This is a genomic window from Bordetella genomosp. 11 (genome assembly GCF_002261215.1).
In the GTDB taxonomy this organism is placed as follows: domain Bacteria; phylum Pseudomonadota; class Gammaproteobacteria; order Burkholderiales; family Burkholderiaceae_B; genus Bordetella_C.
Genome location: NZ_NEVS01000001.1, coordinates 345,503 through 364,400, shown reverse-complemented (window position 1 = coordinate 364,400; position 18,898 = coordinate 345,503). Strand labels below are relative to the sequence as shown.

The following is an 18,898-nucleotide window of genomic DNA, read 5'->3' as shown; positions in this document are numbered from 1 at the left end:
CACGCGCATCGCCATCATGAAATTCGTCGACGAAGCCACCATCGAAGTCATTGCCGGCAAAGGCGGCAACGGCGTGGCGAGCTTTCGCCGCGAAAAATTCATCCCCAAGGGCGGGCCCGACGGCGGCGATGGCGGCCGCGGCGGCAGCATCATCGCGGTGGCCGACCGCAATATCAATACGCTGATCGACTTCCGCTATGCCCGCCTGCATCGCGCGCGCAACGGCGAAAACGGCCGTGGCTCCGATCAGTACGGCGCGGCCGCCGCCGACATTGTGCTGCGCGTCCCCGTGGGCACCATCGTGCACGACGCCGACACCGGCGAACAACTGTTCGACCTTAGCCGGCACGGCGAAGAAGTCGTGTTGGCCGCCGGCGGCCAGGGCGGCATGGGCAATCTGCATTTCAAGTCCAGCACCAACCGCGCGCCGCGCCAATGGACGCCGGGCAAGGAAGGCGAGCAGCGGCGCCTGCGCCTGGAATTGAAAGTACTGGCCGACGTCGGGCTGCTCGGCTTGCCGAACGCCGGCAAGTCGACGCTGATCAGCAAGATTTCGAATGCGCGGCCGAAGATCGCCGATTATCCGTTCACCACCCTGCACCCCAACCTGGGCGTGGTCCGCACGTCGGCGGCGCGCAGCTTCGTCGTGGCGGATATTCCCGGCCTGATCGAAGGCGCTTCCGAAGGCGCCGGCCTGGGCCACCTGTTCCTGCGGCACCTGGCGCGTACCCGGGTGCTGTTGCACCTGGTGGACGTGTCCTCGCCGGACCCGGAAGCCGATCCGATCCCGCAGGCGGTCGCCAATGCGCGCGCCATCGTCGAGGAACTGCGCAAATACGACGCCGATCTGGCGGCCAAGCCGCGCTGGCTGGTATTGAACAAGCTGGACATGGTCCCGTCCGAAGACGCACAGGCGCTGAAGGCGCGGTTCTGCGAGCAATTCGACTGGTCCGGCCCGGTTTACACCGTATCCGGGCTGACGGGCGAAGGCACCCAGGACCTGATCTGGGCGCTGCAGGATTACCTGGATGCGGAAAGGCACAAGGACCAGGTCGCGCAGGACCAGGCCGACGGCACCTACGTCGCCGAAGACCCGCGTTTCGACGATACGCGCACGGACGCCGCGCCGCGCGGCGGTGACGAATAAGCCATAATCGCAATCCTCCGCCGCGCGATTCGCGCGGACGGCTTACCGCCCGCCACCCGTATACGTTCCGGCCTTCGTCATGTCCGCCGACACCACTGCCGTATCCGTCATCGCCTCCGCCACCCGGCTGGTCGCCAAAGTAGGATCCACGCTCGTCACCAACGAAGGCCGCGGGCTGGATCGCGCCGCCGTCGCGCACTGGGCCCAGCAGATCGCCGCACTGCGCCAGCAGGGCAGGCAACTGGTGCTGGTCTCCAGCGGCGCCATCGCCGAGGGCATGGCCCGGCTGGGCTGGCGCAAGCGCCCGTCGGCCATGCACGAACTGCAGGCCGCCGCCGCCGTGGGACAGATGGGATTGGCCCAGGCCTATGAAGCCGCCTTCGCGGAATACGGCCTGCGCACGGCGCAGATCCTGCTGACCCATGAAGACCTGGCGGACCGCCGCCGCTACCTGAACGCGCGCTCGACGCTCTTCGCGCTGCTGCGCATGGGCGTGGTGCCGATCGTCAACGAAAACGACACCGTGGTCACCGACGAGATTCGCTTCGGTGACAACGATACGCTGGGCGCGCTGGTCACCAACCTGATCGAAGCCGATGCGCTGGTCATCCTGACGGACCAGCGCGGCCTGTACGAAGCCGATCCGCGCAAGGATCCCAACGCCCGCTTCGTCTCGCATGCCCAGGCCGGCGACCCCGCGCTGGAAGCCATGGCCGGCGGCGCGGGCAGCGGCATCGGCACCGGCGGCATGCTGACCAAGGTATTGGCGGCCAAGCGCGCGGCGCACAGCGGCGCGCACACGGTCATCGCATCCGGCCGCGAACGCGACGTGCTGGTGCGCCTGTCGCGGGGCGAATGCATAGGCAGCGAGCTGCGCGCGGTATTGCCCGTCTGGTCGGCGCGCAAGCAATGGCTGGCCGACCATCTACGCCTGCGCGGCCGGGTCGTGCTGGACGAAGGCGCCGTGCGCGCGCTGCGGCAGGAAGGCAAAAGCCTGCTGCCCATCGGCGTGGTCGACGTGCAAGGAGATTTCGAACGCGGCGATGTGGTGGCATGCGTGGACGCGGCCGGCCAGGAATGCGCACGCGGGCTGGTCAATTATTCCGCGGCCGACGCCCGGCGCATCATGCGCCAGCCCTCGTCGCGGATCGAGGCCCTGCTGGGCAGCATGACCGAGCCCGAGCTCGTGCACCGCGACAACCTGGTGGTGCTTTAGGCGCCCGGCGGCGTATCGAAGCCTTGAAGGCCCGGCAGCCCGAGGCCCCGGGCCGGGCACCACCCCGGCCGCGGCGGTGTCCGCGCCGGATCGGCCCAATACCGCATTACCCCTCCAGCAGCGACATCTTCAACTGCACGCGGCGCTGCAGCCACAGGCTGGGACGATAGCGCGGGTCGCCGGTCACGCGCTGCATGTTGCGCAGGATTTCCAGGATCCTTGCCGCGCCCAGCAGGTCCCCCATGGCGAGCGGCCCCATGGGATAGCCCAGGCCCAGGGTGACCGCCTTGTCGATGTCCTGCGCCGTCGCGATGCGTTGCTGCGCGATGTCGCAGGCGATATTGACGATGGTGGCCACGATGCGCTGCGCCACAAAACCCGGCGAATCCTCGATGACGCTGACGGGCGCGCCATCCGCCGCGAACAGGGCATGCGCCGCATCCCGCCATTGCGGCAAGGTCGCCGGCGATGCCATGACCGTACGGCGACGCTTCGGATCGAATCCATGCAGGGCATCCACGCCCACCGTGCGGGCCGGGTCCAGTCCCTGGGTGAATACGGCAGTGGACACGTCCTCGCCATACGGCGTGACGACGATCAGCGCGTCATCCGGCGCGAGGCTGTCCGACGCGCGCTCGATGCCCATTTGGTCCAGCAGCGCCGATACCGCGGCATGGCCCTGCGGATGGATGCCGCTCACCCATACCTTCAGGCCAGCCGGCATGGCGGGCACCGCGGGCTCGGCCGGCACCTGCTTCTGGCCATCCACATAACGGTAGAAGCCCTCGCCCGCCTTGCGCCCCACCAGCCCGCCGGCCAGGCGCACGGTGGTGATCGGCGAGGGCCGAAAGCGCGGCTCGTCGAAAAACTGCCGGTAGATCGACTCCATCACCGGGTGGGATACATCCAGCGCGGTCAGGTCCAGCAGTTCGAAAGGCCCCATGCGAAAGCCCGCCTGCTCGCGCATGATGGCATCGATTTGCGCGAACGACGCCACCGATTCCTGCGCCACGCGCAGGCCTTCGGTGTTCATGCCGCGGCCCGCGTGATTGACGATGAAACCGGGCATATCGCGGGCGCGCACTGGCGTATGGCCCATGCGCCGGGCGAGCTCGGTCAAGGCATCGCCCACGGCCGGATCGCTGCGCAGGCCATCGACGATTTCCACTACCCTCATCAGCGGCACGGGGTTGAAGAAGTGATACCCCGCCACCCGCGACGGCAGGCGGCAGGCCGCTGCGATGGCGGTGATCGACAGCGACGAGGTGTTGGATGCCAGGATGCAATCGTCCGCGACGACGGCTTCCAATTGCTTGAAGACCTCGCGCTTGACCTCCAGCCGTTCGACGATGGCCTCGACCACCAGTTGGCAATCGGCAAGGTCGGCAAGTCCGGCGCACGGAACGATGCGCGCCAGGGCCTCTTGCGCGGCCTGCGCCGTCAGCTTGCCTTTTTCGGCCAGCTTGCCCCAGGTCTGCTCCAGGTTGCCGCGCGCCGCGGCCACCGCGTCGGCGTTCGCGTCGTACAAACGGACGGTCAGCCCGGCCTGCGCCGCGATCTGCGCAATGCCGCGCCCCATGGCGCCCGCGCCGACGATGCCGATAATGTTGATGGTCCCTGCCATGATGTGGTCTCCTGATGATGCCTTGAGAGGCCGCGCCGCGCTTTTCCGCGGGCGAACGGCCGCCGAATATCTATCGCCGCCGGATTTCCATCGCGCCTATCGCCGCCGGGTATTCGTCGCCTGCCGGCGTCCGGCAGGCGCGGGCGCTTGACGACTTTATTGGTCGCCGGCCGCCAATGCGCGGATGTCGCTGTCCGACAGGCCCAGTCTTTCGCGCAGCACGTGCTCTGTGTGCTCGCCCAGCATGGGCGGGGCGCGGCGGTATTCCACGGGACTGCCGGAAAACCGTAGCGGGCTGGCGCCGATCGGCACCGTCCCGGCCACCGGATGGGGCAGCTCGCGCCGCATTTCGCGAAAGCGGACTTGCGGATCTTCGTAGACCTGGTCCAGCGTATTGATGGGGCCGGCCGGCACACCGACGCTTTCGAGTTCGGCCAGCCAATGGTCGCGTTCGCCCTGCGCCATGCGCTCGGCCAGGATCGGGACAAGCGCTTCGCGGTTCACCACCCGCTTGGGGTTGGTGGCGAAACGCGGATCGTCGGCCAGCTCGGGCAGGCCGATCACGCCGCAATACGCGCGGAACTGGCTGTCGTTGCCGACCGCGACGATCATGTGGCCGTCGCTGACGGCGAACACCTGATAGGGCACCAGGTTCTGGTGCGCATTGCCGGCCCGGCCGGGCGCCTTGCCGGACGTCATGTAGTTCAGGTTCTGATTGGCGAGCATGGCGACCTGGCAATCCAGCAGCGCCATATCCAGGTGTTGCCCCAGGCCGCTGCGCTCGCGCTCGAACAACGCCGCCAGGATGCCGGTCACGGAATACATGCCGGTCATCAGGTCCGCCACCGCGACGCCGGCCTTTTGCGGACCGCCACCCGGCAAATCGTCGCGTTCGCCGGTGATGCTCATCAGTCCGCCCATGCCCTGGATCATGAAATCGTAGCCGGCACGGCTGGCATAGGGACCGGTTTGCCCGAAGCCAGTGATGGAGCAGTAGATCAGGCGGGGATTCGCCCGGCTGAGGCTGTCGTAGTCCAGGCCGTACTTGCGCAGGCCGCCCACCTTGAAGTTTTCGACCAGGATATCGCTTTGCATGGCGAGCTGCCGGACCAGGTCCGCGCCGCGCGGCGTGGCGATATCCAGCGCGACGGAAAGCTTATTGCGGTTGGCCGACAAATAGTAGGCCGCCTCCGTAGTCTCGTTGCCCTCCGCGTCCTTCAGGTACGGGGGACCCCAGCCGCGGGTATCGTCGCCACTGCCCGGCCGTTCGATCTTGATCACCTCGGCGCCCAGGTCGGCGAGGTTCTGGGTGCACCAGGGGCCGGCCAGTACGCGGGTCAGGTCTAGGACGCGGATGCCGGTCAGGGGAGGAGGACGAGTGGACATGGACGCCGGATACAGGGGTTGGCCAGGGGCATGAAAGGGAATTGGGTATTGTGCCTGACATATTCTCCCCAGCAGCCACCGCCGGGCCGAAGCGTCCGGAATTGAGGGCATTCAGGTGGGCGCGCTAGGCGCCCTTCCTCCCCATGGGCATGCGGACGGGCGCCCGCCACATCGCCGATCCCCGGCCGCCGGGGCATCGCCCCGGCGGCCGGTGAGGCGCGTACCCGAAGCAGCCCCGCCAAGCGACCATCGTGAGATTCGCCTGGTTAAAAGGGGACGCATTGTGCCGGCCGGCTAGAAATCGCCCGGGCACGGCGCTGGAAGAAAGCCACGGGTCTCCCGAAGGCAGCGGCCGGCCCGCGAGGCCTTACTAATGCCTTGATATTGCGAGGGATTTTTTCCTATCCCCCGGGGGCGTCGTGTCTTATTACAACAAACCTAGGGTTTGCCCTAGGTTTTTGTTGCGTTGCACTACGGGTTTTCCCTATAATGGTTTTCACCAAGCAAGCAGTACCCGATACGCAAGGAGACCGACATGACCCACATCGCCCTGAACCAGAATCTTCGTCTTACCGACGCCCTCGAACGCGACATCCTGGAGAACACCTTGAACACGCAACCCGCCGCCCACCCCGTCAATGCCATCAAGCGCGCCGCCCGCGCCGTTGCCCACGGTATTGGCGCCTTCTTCAGCTTCATCGAAGAAGTGCAAGACACGATGAGCCGCGCCCAGCAGCAATCGGGCCGTTTCAGCGGTACGCAGTGGTAAGAAACCCGCCGGCACAGACGCCCCGCACGGTTGGCTGAGCAGACTTTGTTTCGCTCGCAAGCCGTATAGGAAAGGCGCCTTTGCGCCGGTGGAATTCGCGTCCAGGTTGCCGATTGCCGTGCCACAGGCCGGCCGCGACCCGTCGATGCGACCCGCGCGTTAGGCGCCACAGTGTCCGACAAGGCCGTCATGCCTGTCGCCCGCTGTGGGCGTATCAGTAGCCGTAGCAGCAGTGGCAATAGCAAGTAGCAGTGCGTTGTGAACGCGGCGGTGTCTTGTAGAGCAGCACCGAGTCGTGGAACGACACCCCGCGGTTGTTTAGCGATAGGTAGCAGTAGCGCAGTTGAAGTTGTTGCAGCAGTGGTAGTTGTCGTGGCCGCAGTCGTCGTTGTTGCAGTGCCCTGGCAGTAGCGGCCGTTGTCGCAGTCGTAGTTGCAGTAGCAGTTGTCACCAGTGGCAGTTGTCGTAGCAGCACCAGCACCAGCAGTAGCCGTAGCAGCAGTGTCGCAAGTAGCAGCATCAGCAGTTCGTAGTTGCCATTGACGTAGCCGTACCCGCAGTGTCTGTAGTCGTAGTTGACGTAGCAGTACCCGCAGTCGTAGCAGCAGTTGCCATCGCAGCGGCCGTATTCCGGTCCGAGGCGGTGGCGCAGCCTTACGGTAATGACCGGCGTCGCGCCGCAAGAGTAATGTGCGTCGCGACGCCGGTCATTACCGGGCTTGCCGGTTCCCCGCGCCCTCCGCGAAGAACCGGCGGCCCTGGCCGCGGTGTGTCCGCGCGCCGGACGCCTTCCCCCTCTCCATCCCTCCAGCCGAACCCGCCTCTTCCCCCACCTGGGGAGCGGACGGCTCGACGGCGGCATTGGCAGTCCGCCTTTCCTCGCCCCCTCCCCCGCAAACCGTTGTCTTCTCGCTAACGCGCATTGACAGGGTTTCCACCGTCTCACCATAATCGGCCGCTTCGGCGATACGTCTGATAACGAGTTGGTTACGGTTGCGTCCCTGGCCGCTCCTCGCCGGGCGGCGACCGGAGCGCCGCGGGGTCGCCAGCCGAAGCGGCTGCGGTTATCGCGCGCCACTTCCCCGGAGTACATCCATGCTGTTTCCCCGCCATGCCCTGGCGCTGCTGTGCGCCAGCGTCGGTATCGCCGCGGCCGTCCCGGCCCAGGCCCAGACCTTGAAGATCGCGCTATCGGCCGAGCCGACCTCCGCGGACCCGCACTATCACAAGATGTCGGCGAACGATGCCTTTTCGGCACACGTCTACAGCTCGCTGATCGGACGCGACGCGGATATGAATCTGGTACCGGCGCTTGCCACATCCTGGAAGAACCTGGATGACCTGACCTGGGAATTCAAGCTGCGCCACGACGTGACCTTTTCCAACGGCAAGCCGTTCACGTCGCAGGACGTGCTGTTCACGATCTGCCGCACGCTGAACAACGAGACGAATATTTCCAGGTCGTATGCCACGCTGACGCAGATGTTCGCCGATGTGCAGACGCCGGACGACTACACGGTCATCATCAAGACGCGCCAGCCGCTGCCGGTGATGCCGGCGGAGATCGCCCGCTCGCTGCCCATCATCTGGAACGGCATCGTGCCGCACGGCAAACTGACGTTCGCGCCCAAGGAAGGCTGCGGCGTGACGGGCCCCTGGCCCACCGTGGTCGACTTCAACAACGGCAAGGACGCGATCGGCACCGGCCCATACGTCCTGAAGTCCTACGTGAAGGGCACGGGCATCGAACTGGTGCGCAACGAGCATTACTGGGGCCCCAAGCCGTACTGGAAAGAAGTCAAGATGGTGCCCGTGCCCAATGCCGGTCCGCGCATGACCGGCCTGCTCTCGGGCGATTTCGACCTGATCGAAAACCCGGCGGCGCGCGACATCCCCCGCCTGAAGGAGAATCCCAAGTTCGCCTATGTGGCCACCCCGTCGACCCGGCTGGTGTTCTTCCAGCCCGATGTGGGCCGCGATCCCAGCCCGCAGGTAAAGGCGCCCAACGGCAAGAATCCGTTGCAGGATCTGCGCGTGCGCCAGGCCATCAATATGGCGATCGACCGCAAGGCCATCACGCAGCGCATCATGGACGGCATGGCGACGCCCGCCTATCAATACATGCCGGACGGCATGTTCGGCGGCCTGGCCCATGCGCCGGAGATCAAATACGACCCCGCCGGGGCGAAGAAGCTGCTGGCCGAGGCCGGCTATCCCGATGGCTTCGAGCTGACGCTGTCCTCGACCAACGACCGCTATATCAATGACGGCCAGGTCGCGCAGGCGGTCGCACAGTACCTGTCGCGCATCGGCATCAAGACCAATGTCGATGCGATGACCGCGTCTATTTACTTTCCCAAGCGGGCCAAGAGGGAGTTCAGCTTTTCGATGGGCGGCTGGCCGTCGGAAGTCGGCGAGGCATCGGCGCTGTTCCAATTGTGGGTAACGTCGCTGGACGCGGCGAAGTCCCTGGGGACCAGCAACTACGGCGGCTATTCCAATCCGGCATTCGACAAGGTCTACCGGGAAGCCGCGACCACCGTGGACGCCGACAAGCGGCGCAAGCTGCTGGAGGAATCGACGAAGATCGCGCTGGCCGATGTGCCGCTGATCCCGCTGCACTTCGAAAGCACGCTGTGGGCTTACCGCAAGGGCATCGTCTACGAAGGCCGCCGCGACCAGTTCACGCTGGCCATGTCGGCGAAACCGGCCGGCAAATAAGCCGCGGCCGCGATAGCCGAAACGCCCGGGTCCCCCGGGCGTTTTTTCGTTCCGGCGCGGACCGGCGCCGGCGAGCACATGCTGAACCGGACCGGATTCGCGGCCCGGGCTTCACGCGACTACGGCGCCGCCTTTACGGTCACCGCGCCGGACACGCGCAGCGCCTTCTCCCGGGCGGTATCCACGTCATCGGCGGTCGCCAAGGCCACGCCCATGCGGCGCTTGACGAAGGATTCGGGTTTGCCGAACAGGCGGATATCGGTGCCTGGTTCGGCCAGCGCCGCGGCCACGCCGTCGAAGGTCACGGCCTTGGCCTCTACACCGCCGTAAATCACGCTGCTGGCGCCGGCTTGCCGCATGCCGACGTCCACCGGCAAGCCCAGCAGCGCGCGGGCATGCAATTCGAATTCGTTCTGGACCTGCGTGATCATGGTCACCATGCCGGTGTCATGGGGACGCGGGCTGACTTCGGAGAACCAGACCTGGTCGCCGGCGACGAACAATTCGACCCCGAACAGGCCCAGGCCGCCCAGGTTGCCGGTTACCGCCAGGGCGATGGCGCGGGCGCGCTCGAGCGCCAGCGGCGACATGGGATGCGGCTGCCAGCTTTCGACATAGTCCCCATCGACCTGCTTATGGCCGATGGGCGCGCAGAAAGCGGTCTCGATCTCGCCGGAAGCGCCGCGGGCGCGCACGGTAAGCAGGGTGATTTCGTAGTCGAAACGGATGAAGCCTTCCACGATGGCGCGGCCGGCGCCGGTGCGGCCGCCTTCCTGGGCATAACGCCAGGCGGCGGCGACGTCGTCCGGGCCTTTGATGACCGATTGCCCCTTGCCCGACGAGGACATGACGGGCTTGATCACGCAGGGGTAGCCGATGCCGCCGGCGATGGCGTCGCGCAACTGCGCCTCGGTATCGACGAATTTGTACGGCGATGTGGGCAGGCCCAGGGTTTCCGCCGCCAGGCGGCGTATGCCCTCCCGGTTCATGGTGAGCTGGGCCGCGCGCGCCGTGGGCGTGACGCGGACGGTGCCCGCCGCTTCCAGCTCCACCAGCAGGTCCGTGGCGATGGCCTCGATTTCCGGCACGATGACATGGGGCTGCTCGCGTTCGATGACGGCGCGCAGCGCGTCGCGGTCGGTCATGGAGACCACGTGCGCGCGATGGGCCACCTGTTGGCCGGGGGCGTCGGCGTAGCGGTCCACGGCTATGACCTCCACCCCCAGGCGTTGCAAGGCGATGACGACTTCCTTGCCGAGCTCTCCGGCACCCAGCAGCATGACGCGGGTGGCGGCGGAAGACAGCGGCGTGCCGAATCGGGGTGCGGGGATCGTGGACATGGGAAAACCTGCGTGTGGAGAACGGGCCGGGCCCGCGGCATGGGAGCCCGCCAGCATGCCATAGCGCCCGTGCCCGGGCAACCCGGCCGGGCGGCCCTGGGACCCTGGAAATCGGCCAGCCCTTCCGTGCCGCGCCGGGTGTGACGGAAACAACCGCCTACGCCGCGGGCAAGTTGCCGCTCTGCGATTAAAATCGCTCCATGAATGCCCTTCCCGCTACTTCTCCGGACGCGGCGCTGGCCTCGGCCCGGCGCACGCTGCGCATCGAGGCGCAAGCCCTGCACGAACTGGAAGCCCGTCTGGACGACAGTTTCGCCCACGCCGTGGACATGCTGCTGAATTGCCGTGGCCGCGTGGTGGTCAGCGGTATCGGCAAAACAGGCCATATCGCGCGCAAGGTCGCCGCCACGCTGGCATCCACCGGGACACCGTCGTTTTTCCTGCATGCGGCCGAAGCCGTGCATGGCGACCTCGGCATGCTCACCGCGGACGACGTATTGATCGCCATTTCCTATTCCGGCTCGGGCAGCGAACTTCTCACCATCCTGCCGGCCGCGCGGCGCCTGGGCACGCGCGTGGTGGCCATGACCGGCAACCCGTCCTCCGAACTGGCCCGGCAGGCCGATATCCACCTGGACGTCAGCGTCACGCAGGAAGCATGTCCCATGAACCTGGCGCCCACCGCCAGCACGACGGCGGCGCTGGCGCTGGGCGACGCTTTGGCTGTCTCCTGCCTGGAAGCACGCGGCTTCGGGCCGGAGGACTTCGCGCGCTCGCATCCCGGCGGCACGCTGGGCCGGCGCCTGCTGACCCATGTGCGGGACGTCATGCGGCAAGGCGACGACCTGCCCATGGTGCCGTCGGATGCTCCCCTGTCCCGCGCCCTGGAGGAAATGTCCCGCAAGCGCATGGGCATGACGGTCATCGTGGATGAGCGGCGGCATCCGCTGGGCATCTTCACCGACGGCGACCTGCGCCGCCTCATTGAACGCCACGGCGACGTCCGCGGTCTGAAGATCACGGATGGCATGACGGTGTCGCCGCATACGGTGCCCCCCGATGCCCTGGCGGTGGTCGCCGCCCAACAGATGGACGAATTGCGCGTCAGCCAGATGCTCGTCCTGGATCCCGATGGCGTACTGATCGGCGCCCTACACATGCACGACCTGATGGCGGCGAAGGTGGTATGAACATGATTGCAACGGCGCGTTCGGCGATACATCCCGCGGAAGCCCTGATACTGGCGCGACTGCAGCCCGCCGTGAAAGAGCGCGCGGCCGCCGTGCGCCTGATGGTGTTCGACGTGGACGGCGTGCTCACCGACGGCAGCCTGTACTACGGCGAGCATGGGGAACTCTTCAAGCGATTCAATGCTCTGGATGGTCATGGCCTGCGCCTGCTGGCCGAAGGCGGCATCGCGGTCGCGCTCATCACGGGCCGGTCCGGCCCCATCGTGGACCGGCGCGCCGCGGAACTGGGCATCGCGGAAGTCATGCAGGGCGTGCGCGACAAGGGCGGCGCCCTTGCGGCACTGGCGCAGCGCAGCGGCGTGACGCTGGAGCAGACGGGCTACATGGGCGACGACATCATCGATCTGCCGGCCATGCAGCGAGCCGGCTTCGCCGCCTCCGTACCCAATGCCCCGGCCTACGTAGCACAGGGGGCGCACTGGGTGGCCACCCTGCCCGGCGGCAGCGGCGCGGTGCGCGAATGCTGCGACGTGCTGCTGGCGTGCCAGGGCCGGCTCGGCGCGCTGCTGGCCTCTCCGGGGCTGCTCGGCCCGGGCGCGATCCAGTAACCCCGGCCTGTCCTCCACTCCCGCCATCGCACACCACGCCACCGCACACCACCGGACCGCACCGCACAGAATGACCTACCGTATCGCATGAAAGAACGCTTCCCATCGCTGATCGCGCTGTTTCTGCTCCTCGCCCTGGTTCTCGGGACGTGGTGGGCGGCCGACTATACCCAGCGGGCCGTGCCGACCGATCCGCCACGGCGCCTGACGCACGAAATGGACGCGTGGTCGCGCAATTTCGTCATGGTGCGCACCGGCCAGGACGGCAAGCCCATCAACCGCATGGAAGGCGATTACGGCGAACACTACCCGGACGACGATTCCTACGTGGTGACCGACCCGCGTGCCGTCGGTTTGCGCCCCAACACGCCCATCACCGTGGCGACGTCCGAGACGGCCACGATGTATGAAGGCGGCAAGCGCATCGTGATGGACAAGAACGCGCACATGCATCGCCAGCCGGATGCGGACACGCCGCCGCTGGACGTGCGCAGCGAGCAGCTGGTGATCCTGCCCGACGACGATACGATCAGCACCACATTGCCCGCGCTGGTGACGCGCGGCCAGTCGCGCATGAACGGGACGGGAATGAAGTACAACAACAAGACCCGCCAATTGGAAGTATTCTCGTCCACCAACGTGGAAATCGCGCCCGCGGATACGCAGCACACGAATTCCAAGGACAAGCCCAAGGATCAATCCAAGCCCGCGGATGGCTCGCCCGCGCCGCGGACCGATACACAACCGCCCGCCCGGACGCCCGCCGCGTCCGCGCAGGCGCCCGCCCACGCATCCGTAAAAAAACAATGATGATTGCACTCCCCAAACGCCCGCCGTCTGTCTGGCTGACCGGCGTCATCCTTGCCATGGCCGCCGCCGGCGCGCAGGCGCAAGGCGCAGCGTCCACCCCCGTGGCGCCCGCCACCTCGCCGGCGCCCGCCGTGTCGGGACAGGCGCCCGCCAAGAAAAGCCCCGGCACCAATGGGTCGAAGGCCCCCGGCAAGGACGGCGCGCAGACGCCAGAGCAGGAACCGAACACGGTAATCCTGTCGGAAACCCTGCACTACGATGATGTCAAGAAGACCAGCGTGTTCACCGGCAACGTCATCATGACGCGCGGCCTGATGACCCTGCATTCCGACGAACTCCAGATGCGCGAGGATGCCCAGGGCAACCAGTACGGCACCGCGCTGGCCAGCCCGGGCAAGATGGTGACCGTGCGCCAGGAACGTCCGGAAAACTTCGAGGTGATCGAAGGGGTGGGACGCCGCGCCGAATACGACGGCACCAAGAGTACCTTCGACCTGATCGGCCAGGCCGTCGTGACGCGTTTCATCTGCGGCAAGCCCTTCGACACCATCCGTGGCGACCGCGTCCGCTACAACGACAAGGCAGGCACCTACGAGGCCATAGGCGGCCCCGAATCCTCGGCGCCCGCCGGCCGCGTCCGGTCCGTCATGGAACCGCGCGCGCGCACCGATGCGGCCATCGCGGAATGCCGGGCGCAACAGGGCAAGCCAGCCGCGGGCAAAGCCGCCCCCGGCAAGTCCGCCGTCAAGCCCTGATCCTTCCCGCCGCCGCGCCAGCGCGGCCGGCGCGCCACCGGCATCGCCGGTATCCCGTTTACCCGACTGCAGCCACGCTCAATGATCACGCAAGCCACTCCCGAAGCCCAGACGCCGGCCACGTCCCGTCCCAGCAGCCTGCGCGCGGTAGGCCTGCGCAAGACCTACCACGGCCGCACCGTCGTACAGGACGTATCGCTTTCCGTGGACAGCGGCGAAGTCGTCGGCCTGCTCGGGCCGAACGGCGCGGGCAAGACGACCAGCTTCTACATGATCGTGGGGCTGGTGCCGGCCGAGGCCGGCCGTATCGAGATCGACGAACAGAACATCACCGGGCTGCCCATACACAAGCGCGCCCGCCTTGGCCTGTCCTACCTGCCGCAGGACGCCTCCGTATTCCGCCGGCTGACCGTGGAACAGAATATCCGTGCCGTGCTCGAACTGCAGCAGGACGAGCGCGGACGGCAGATCTCCGCGCAGGCCATCAATGAAAACCTCGAACTGCTGCTCGACGAACTGCAGATCGGCCATATCCGCGGCAATACGGCGATTTCCCTATCCGGCGGTGAGCGCCGCCGGGTGGAAATCGCGCGCGCCCTGGCTACCAGCCCGCGCTTCATCCTGCTGGACGAACCGTTCGCCGGGGTCGATCCGATTGCCGTGATCGAAATCCAGCGCATCGTGCGCTTCCTGAAAAGCCGCGGCATCGGTGTATTGATCACCGACCATAACGTTCGCGAAACGCTGGGCATCTGCGACCGCGCCTACATCATCAGCGAAGGCAAGGTATTGACGGACGGCCATCCGGAAGACATCGTCGGCGACCCCGCCGTGCGGCGCGTCTATCTGGGTGAACACTTCAAAATGTAACGATCGACGCGTTTCAACGGGCGGGTCGCGGACTTCTTTCAGGGACGGATTGAATTGCCCGCTGGAGTCTTTACACTAGGATTACAGGGCGCCGCATTTCACTCAGCCGTAGGGCGGTGGGCAGGGCTCTGAAAGTATCGGTTCCTTCGTTTTTTACAAAAGGAGATACACAGCGGGAAATCTTTGCTCTTACGCGCAAACGAACCTTTTCTTGGCAGAAGGAGATTGCACTATGAATCTAAGCATCTGCGGTCGTCATCTCGACGTCACCCCGGCGATCCGGGAGTATGTAGTGAACAAATTGGCGCGAGCTCTGCGGCATTTCGATCACATCATCGATGTGCAGGTCATGCTCTCGGTGGAACCTTTGCGACATACCGCCGAAGTCACCATGAGATTGCGAGGCAAGGACATCCATTGCGAAGCACAGGATGAAAACCTCTACGCCGCCATTGACTTGCTCGCCGATAAAATCGACCGTCAGGTTATCAGACACAAGGATAAGGTACAGAGCCACGCCACCGAGTCCGTGAAGCGACTACCCGCAGCGGCCTGACGCCGCACCGCGCCTCACGAACGCTCGTTGACGAGCGATAAGTTCGCGCCACACGCGCAACGCAGGTCCCAAGCGCCGATGTCCCGCAGATTCCACGTTTTCGGGGCATCGGTCATGCTGAACCTCCCCCGGCCCGGCTTGCGGCCCTGACGCAGCAAACCCCCGCCTCCCGTATTTCCCACCTGCACCGAATCCCCATTTGCCAGAAGCGATCTCTCCGCGTGAGGGAATAACGACGCCGCGCGCCGCCTTATCTGTTTTTTTGCGTTGCGGCATATGAACATATAATCCAATCATGAATCATCTGCCCCGCATCCTGCCTGCCGGGAATGTCGTGCTTGACCTGCTGGCCACCAGTAAGAAGCGGGCATTCGAACAGGCGGGCCTGCTTTTCGAAAACCATCACGGCCTGGCCCGTTCGACCGTATTCGACAGCCTCTTCGCCAGGGAGCGGCTGGGTTCCACCGGATTGGGCCAAGGCGTCGCGGTACCGCACGGCCGGGTCAAGTCGCTGGACGAGGCGGTGGCGGCGTTTTTTCGCCTGTCGCGGCCCGTGCCCTTCGACTCGCCGGACAATCAGCCGGTCAGCATGCTGCTGTTCCTGCTGGTGCCGGAGAACGCGACCCAGCAGCACCTGGATATACTCGCCGAGCTCGCGCAATTGATGTCCAACAAACCCCTACGCGAAGCCCTGGCCACGGAAACCGATCCAGTGGCGGTGCATCGCATGTTGACGACCGGCACACTCTGATCTTCCCATCGCCATGCTTACCGTCCAGGAACTGGTCGACGACAACGCCGACAAAATCCCCTTCAATTGGATCGCGGGACAAGGCGCGGCGGATCGGGTCGTGCCGGACGACGGCATGGCCGCGGCCGACCTGGTCGGCCACCTGAACCTGATCCACCCCTCGCGCATCCAGGTGTTCGGACAGGAAGAGCTGGCCTACTACACCCGTTTCGACCTGCGGCGTCGCATGCACCACATGGACGAACTGCTGATCGGCGGCGTGCCGGCGATCCTGCTGGCCGATGGCCTGACCGCACCGCAGGACCTCATCGACCAATGCGACCAGCACCAGGTGCCGTTGCTGAGCACGCCGGTTCCCGCCGCGCAATTGATCGATCTCCTGCGCATTTACCTGGGCAAGAAGCTGGCGCCGACCACCACGGTGCACGGCGTTTTCCTGGACGTGCTGGGGCTGGGGGTGCTGATCACCGGCGAATCGGGCCTGGGCAAGAGCGAGCTGGCGCTGGAATTGATTTCGCGCGGGCACGGGCTGGTCGCGGACGACGCGGTCGAACTCTCGCGCACGGCGCCGAACATGATCGAGGGCCACTGCCCTTCGCTGCTGCAGAACCTGCTGGAGGTGCGCGGCCTGGGCCTGCTGGACATCCGCACCATCTTCGGCGAGACGTCCGTGCGCCGCAAGATGCGCCTGAAGCTGATCGTGCACCTGGTGCGCGCGACGGCCCAGGACAAGTTCGAACGGCTGCCGCTGCAGGACATTACGCAGGACATGCTGGGCTTGCCCATCCGCAAGGTGATGCTGCAGGTGGCCGCCGGCCGCAACCTGGCCGTGCTGGTGGAAGCCGCGGTACGCAACACCATCCTGAAGCTGCGCGGCATCGACACGCTGGGCGAATTCATGGAACGCCAGGCCATGGCGATCCTGCAGAACAGCAAGTAAACCCCGGGCGCGTCGGCGCCTATCCGCCTATCGCCCGGGCTTGCTTGACCTGCAACGAGGTCACGCCGCCCGCGGCATTGCCCCAGCTGTTGCGCACATAGCTCACCACGGCGGCGACGTCATCGTCGCCCAGTACCTGGCCGAACGGCGGCATGCCGTGCGGACGCGGATTGCCCGCCGTGGCCGGCGCGAAACCGCCTTCGAGCACCATGTGGATGACATTGCCCGGATAGGGCGCGGTGACGCTGATATTGCCCGCCAGCGCCGGCCAGTCCCTGCCTTTGCCCTGGCCGTCGGCGGCATGGCATTGCACGCAATGCTGCTCGTACACGGCCGCGCCGCGCCGCATGCCGCCTGCCTCGCGCACGGTCGCCGCGGCTGGGGCCGGGCCGGCGGGCAGCGACTTCAGATACACCGCGATCGCGCGCGCGTCGGCATCGGTCAGGTATTGCGTGCTGCCCGCGACGACTTCGCCCATCGGGCCGGCGGCAGCGCCGTACGCGCTGGTGCCGGTTTTCAGCAAGGCCACGATATCGTCTTGCGACCACCGTCCCAGGCCGTTGCGCGGATCGCCATCCAATGCGGGTGCGTACCACCCCAGGCCTTCGATGGTGCCGCCCGCGAGGCCGGATCCGCCGGGCGTGGCGCCCAGCCCATTGCGCGGCGCATGGCAGGCGATGCAATGCCCCAGGCCGTCGACCAGGTACCGGCCGCGCGCCAGCTCGCTATCGGCGCCGGCATCGGCGTGCACGCCGGGCTGGAAATACAGGCCCCGCCACAGCGCCAGCAAGGGCCGCCAACCATAGGGGAAATCCAGGTCATGCGGCCTGCTGGGACGGGCAACCGGCGCGACGGTGCGCAGATAGGCATAGAGCGCGTCGGCATCCGCGCGGCTGATGCGGGTGTATTCCGTATAGGGGAAGGCCGGATACAGCAGCGCGCCCGACGGTGCCTTGCCCTGGTGCAAGGCGCGCCAGAAATCGTCGGCCGTCCAGGCGCCGATGCCGGTGGACGGGTCGGGGGTGATGTTGGGGCCGTAGAAGGTGCCGAAGGCCGTCGGGATAGCGGCGCCGCCGGCATACGGTTGGCCGCCCGGCACCGTGTGGCAAGCCATGCAATCGCCCACTTTGGCCAGGTAGGCGCCGTAGGCCACGCGCTGGGCGGGATCGGCGCTGGCCTGGAGCGGTCCGGTGGACGGATCGTCGCGATAACCGCGCCATGCCAGCGCGGCCACGCCGGCGGCCAGGACCAGAAGCAGCGCGACGACGATACGGACGGCGATCCGGCCGGCGGTTCTGCCGCGCGCCCCGCGCGGGGAGTCGTTCGAGGGGGTGGAGGACATGGGCAAGAGGCTATTCCTGCGTTTGGCTGCCACAGGCGGTGGGTAGGGTGATCGATGCCGCCGCGGCGGGCTGGTACGTGGGCGGTACGGGCTGCGAGGACAGCCACGCGGCGACCGCGGCGACATCCTCCGGATCCAGCTGGCGGGCCACATGGGCCATGCAGTCCGGTTCGGCCGCTCGCCGCGTGCCGCTGCGCCAGCTGCCGATCTGCGCCAGCAGGTAGTCGCGCGGCAAGCCGAGCAGCCCGGGGATGGCGGGCGCCAGGCCGCCCAGGTTCGCGCCGTGGCAGGCGACGCAGGCGGGCACGCCGCGCCCCGGTTCGCCCGCGGTGGTCAACAGGCGGCCGCGTTCGAGCATGGCCGCGCCGACATCGGCGCGCGAGGGCGGCGGATAGGCCACATGCTGGTCGGCGAAATACGCCGCGATCTCCCGCAGATAGCTGTCCGGCAGATTGCGCAGCAGATGCGCCATGGGGGCATACTGGCGGCGACCGTCGCGAAAATTCTGCAGTTGGTGGTACAGGTAGTCGCGGGGTTTGCCGGCCAGGCGCGGGTAGTAGCCGTCCGGGCCGGCGCGGCCTTGTTCGCCGTGACAGGCCGTACAGGCCGCCACCCGAGCCCGCATGGTGCCCGGTTCGAGCGGCGCGTTGCCGGGGTCCTGCGCCTGGGCCACGGACGCGCCCGCCAGGAACGCCGCCGCGCAGGCGGCGCGGCACAGCCTGAAGACTCCCATCGATCGCGCCTCTTTTTTTTGTATAGGTATGCTGGATTAGGCCTGTTTTCGCGAAAACAGAACAGGGGCAGTCACACAGTTTACGGGCATATCAGTTACGTACGCGTCCCGTCCGACCGCGGCGATATTGCTTGTGCCAG

The 18,898-nt window shown here is 66.6% G+C and carries 16 protein-coding genes and 1 pseudogene; 12 read left to right on the top strand and 5 right to left on the bottom strand.

All coding sequences use genetic code 11. The features are described from left to right. Positions 1 to 16: 16 nt before the first annotated feature. Entirely contained in the window at positions 17 to 1,147 is a 1,131-nt protein-coding gene (gene obgE / locus CAL28_RS01645) for a GTPase ObgE (protein WP_094839680.1), read from the top strand. 79 nt (positions 1,148 to 1,226) lie between these two features. Next, positions 1,227 to 2,363, top strand: coding sequence for a glutamate 5-kinase (proB, locus tag CAL28_RS01640; RefSeq protein ID WP_094839679.1), 1,137 nt, complete (start codon positions 1,227 to 1,229; stop codon positions 2,361 to 2,363). A 106-nt stretch (positions 2,364 to 2,469) separates the two neighbouring features. On the opposite strand, the gene CAL28_RS01635 is transcribed toward proB, so the two are convergent. Continuing rightward, positions 2,470 to 3,987 carry a 3-hydroxyacyl-CoA dehydrogenase gene (locus tag CAL28_RS01635; RefSeq protein WP_094839678.1) on the bottom strand — a complete coding sequence of 506 codons (1,518 nt, stop codon included), beginning with the start codon at positions 3,985 to 3,987 and terminating at the stop codon, positions 2,470 to 2,472. Between the two features lie 156 nt (positions 3,988 to 4,143). Continuing rightward, on the bottom strand, positions 4,144 to 5,373 hold the full coding sequence (locus CAL28_RS01630) for a CaiB/BaiF CoA transferase family protein (protein WP_094839677.1): 1,230 nt from the start codon (positions 5,371 to 5,373) through the stop codon (positions 4,144 to 4,146). A 535-nt stretch (positions 5,374 to 5,908) separates the two neighbouring features. On the opposite strand from CAL28_RS01630, the gene CAL28_RS01625 reads away from it, so the two are divergent. Together CAL28_RS01625 and CAL28_RS01615 are read left to right on the top strand one after the other, a co-directional pair. Beyond that, positions 5,909 to 6,142 (top strand): hypothetical protein, encoded by a 234-nt coding sequence (locus CAL28_RS01625; RefSeq protein ID WP_094839676.1) that lies wholly within the window; start codon positions 5,909 to 5,911, stop codon positions 6,140 to 6,142. Between the two features lie 1,095 nt (positions 6,143 to 7,237). After that, positions 7,238 to 8,863 (top strand): ABC transporter substrate-binding protein, encoded by a 1,626-nt coding sequence (locus CAL28_RS01615; RefSeq protein ID WP_094839674.1) that lies wholly within the window; start codon positions 7,238 to 7,240, stop codon positions 8,861 to 8,863. Between the two features lie 119 nt (positions 8,864 to 8,982). Here the strand turns inward: CAL28_RS01615 and purT are convergent, their stop codons facing one another. Next, the gene (gene purT, locus CAL28_RS01610) at positions 8,983 to 10,203 is read right to left on the bottom strand and encodes a formate-dependent phosphoribosylglycinamide formyltransferase (RefSeq protein WP_094839673.1); all 1,221 of its coding nucleotides are present in this window, start codon (positions 10,201 to 10,203) and stop codon (positions 8,983 to 8,985) included. Between the two features lie 200 nt (positions 10,204 to 10,403). Here purT and CAL28_RS01605 point away from each other — a divergent pair, with 200 nt between their 5' ends. From CAL28_RS01605 to hprK, 8 genes and pseudogenes are all read left to right on the top strand, one after another. Next, entirely contained in the window at positions 10,404 to 11,393 is a 990-nt protein-coding gene (locus tag CAL28_RS01605) for a KpsF/GutQ family sugar-phosphate isomerase (protein ID WP_094839672.1), read from the top strand. 2 nt (positions 11,394 to 11,395) lie between these two features. After that, positions 11,396 to 12,001: a KdsC family phosphatase gene (locus tag CAL28_RS01600; protein WP_440588361.1), complete on the top strand. Its 606-nt coding sequence runs from the start codon at positions 11,396 to 11,398 to the stop codon at positions 11,999 to 12,001. Between the two features lie 87 nt (positions 12,002 to 12,088). Continuing rightward, positions 12,089 to 12,709: pseudogene (gene lptC, locus CAL28_RS01595) on the top strand (LPS export ABC transporter periplasmic protein LptC); the annotation flags it as partial. A gap of 98 nt (positions 12,710 to 12,807) precedes the next feature. Further along, on the top strand, positions 12,808 to 13,566 hold the full coding sequence (gene lptA, locus CAL28_RS01590) for a lipopolysaccharide transport periplasmic protein LptA (RefSeq protein ID WP_254925954.1): 759 nt from the start codon (positions 12,808 to 12,810) through the stop codon (positions 13,564 to 13,566). Positions 13,567 to 13,647: 81 nt separating this feature from the next. Further along, the gene (gene lptB, locus CAL28_RS01585; protein WP_094839669.1) at positions 13,648 to 14,436 is read left to right on the top strand and encodes an LPS export ABC transporter ATP-binding protein; all 789 of its coding nucleotides are present in this window, start codon (positions 13,648 to 13,650) and stop codon (positions 14,434 to 14,436) included. Between the two features lie 232 nt (positions 14,437 to 14,668). Then, the gene (gene hpf / locus CAL28_RS01580; RefSeq protein ID WP_094839668.1) at positions 14,669 to 14,992 is read left to right on the top strand and encodes a ribosome hibernation-promoting factor, HPF/YfiA family; all 324 of its coding nucleotides are present in this window, start codon (positions 14,669 to 14,671) and stop codon (positions 14,990 to 14,992) included. 295 nt (positions 14,993 to 15,287) lie between these two features. Then, positions 15,288 to 15,743 carry a PTS sugar transporter subunit IIA gene (locus CAL28_RS01575; RefSeq protein WP_094839667.1) on the top strand — a complete coding sequence of 152 codons (456 nt, stop codon included), beginning with the start codon at positions 15,288 to 15,290 and terminating at the stop codon, positions 15,741 to 15,743. Between the two features lie 13 nt (positions 15,744 to 15,756). Next, on the top strand, positions 15,757 to 16,683 hold the full coding sequence (hprK, locus tag CAL28_RS01570; protein WP_094839666.1) for an HPr(Ser) kinase/phosphatase: 927 nt from the start codon (positions 15,757 to 15,759) through the stop codon (positions 16,681 to 16,683). A gap of 19 nt (positions 16,684 to 16,702) precedes the next feature. Here the strand turns inward: hprK and CAL28_RS01565 are convergent, their stop codons facing one another. Together CAL28_RS01565 and CAL28_RS01560 are read right to left on the bottom strand one after the other, a co-directional pair. Further along, on the bottom strand, positions 16,703 to 18,025 hold the full coding sequence (locus CAL28_RS01565) for a c-type cytochrome (protein ID WP_094839665.1): 1,323 nt from the start codon (positions 18,023 to 18,025) through the stop codon (positions 16,703 to 16,705). A 10-nt stretch (positions 18,026 to 18,035) separates the two neighbouring features. Next, positions 18,036 to 18,758 carry a c-type cytochrome gene (locus CAL28_RS01560; RefSeq protein WP_094839664.1) on the bottom strand — a complete coding sequence of 241 codons (723 nt, stop codon included), beginning with the start codon at positions 18,756 to 18,758 and terminating at the stop codon, positions 18,036 to 18,038. Between the last annotated feature and the right edge of the window lie 140 nt (positions 18,759 to 18,898).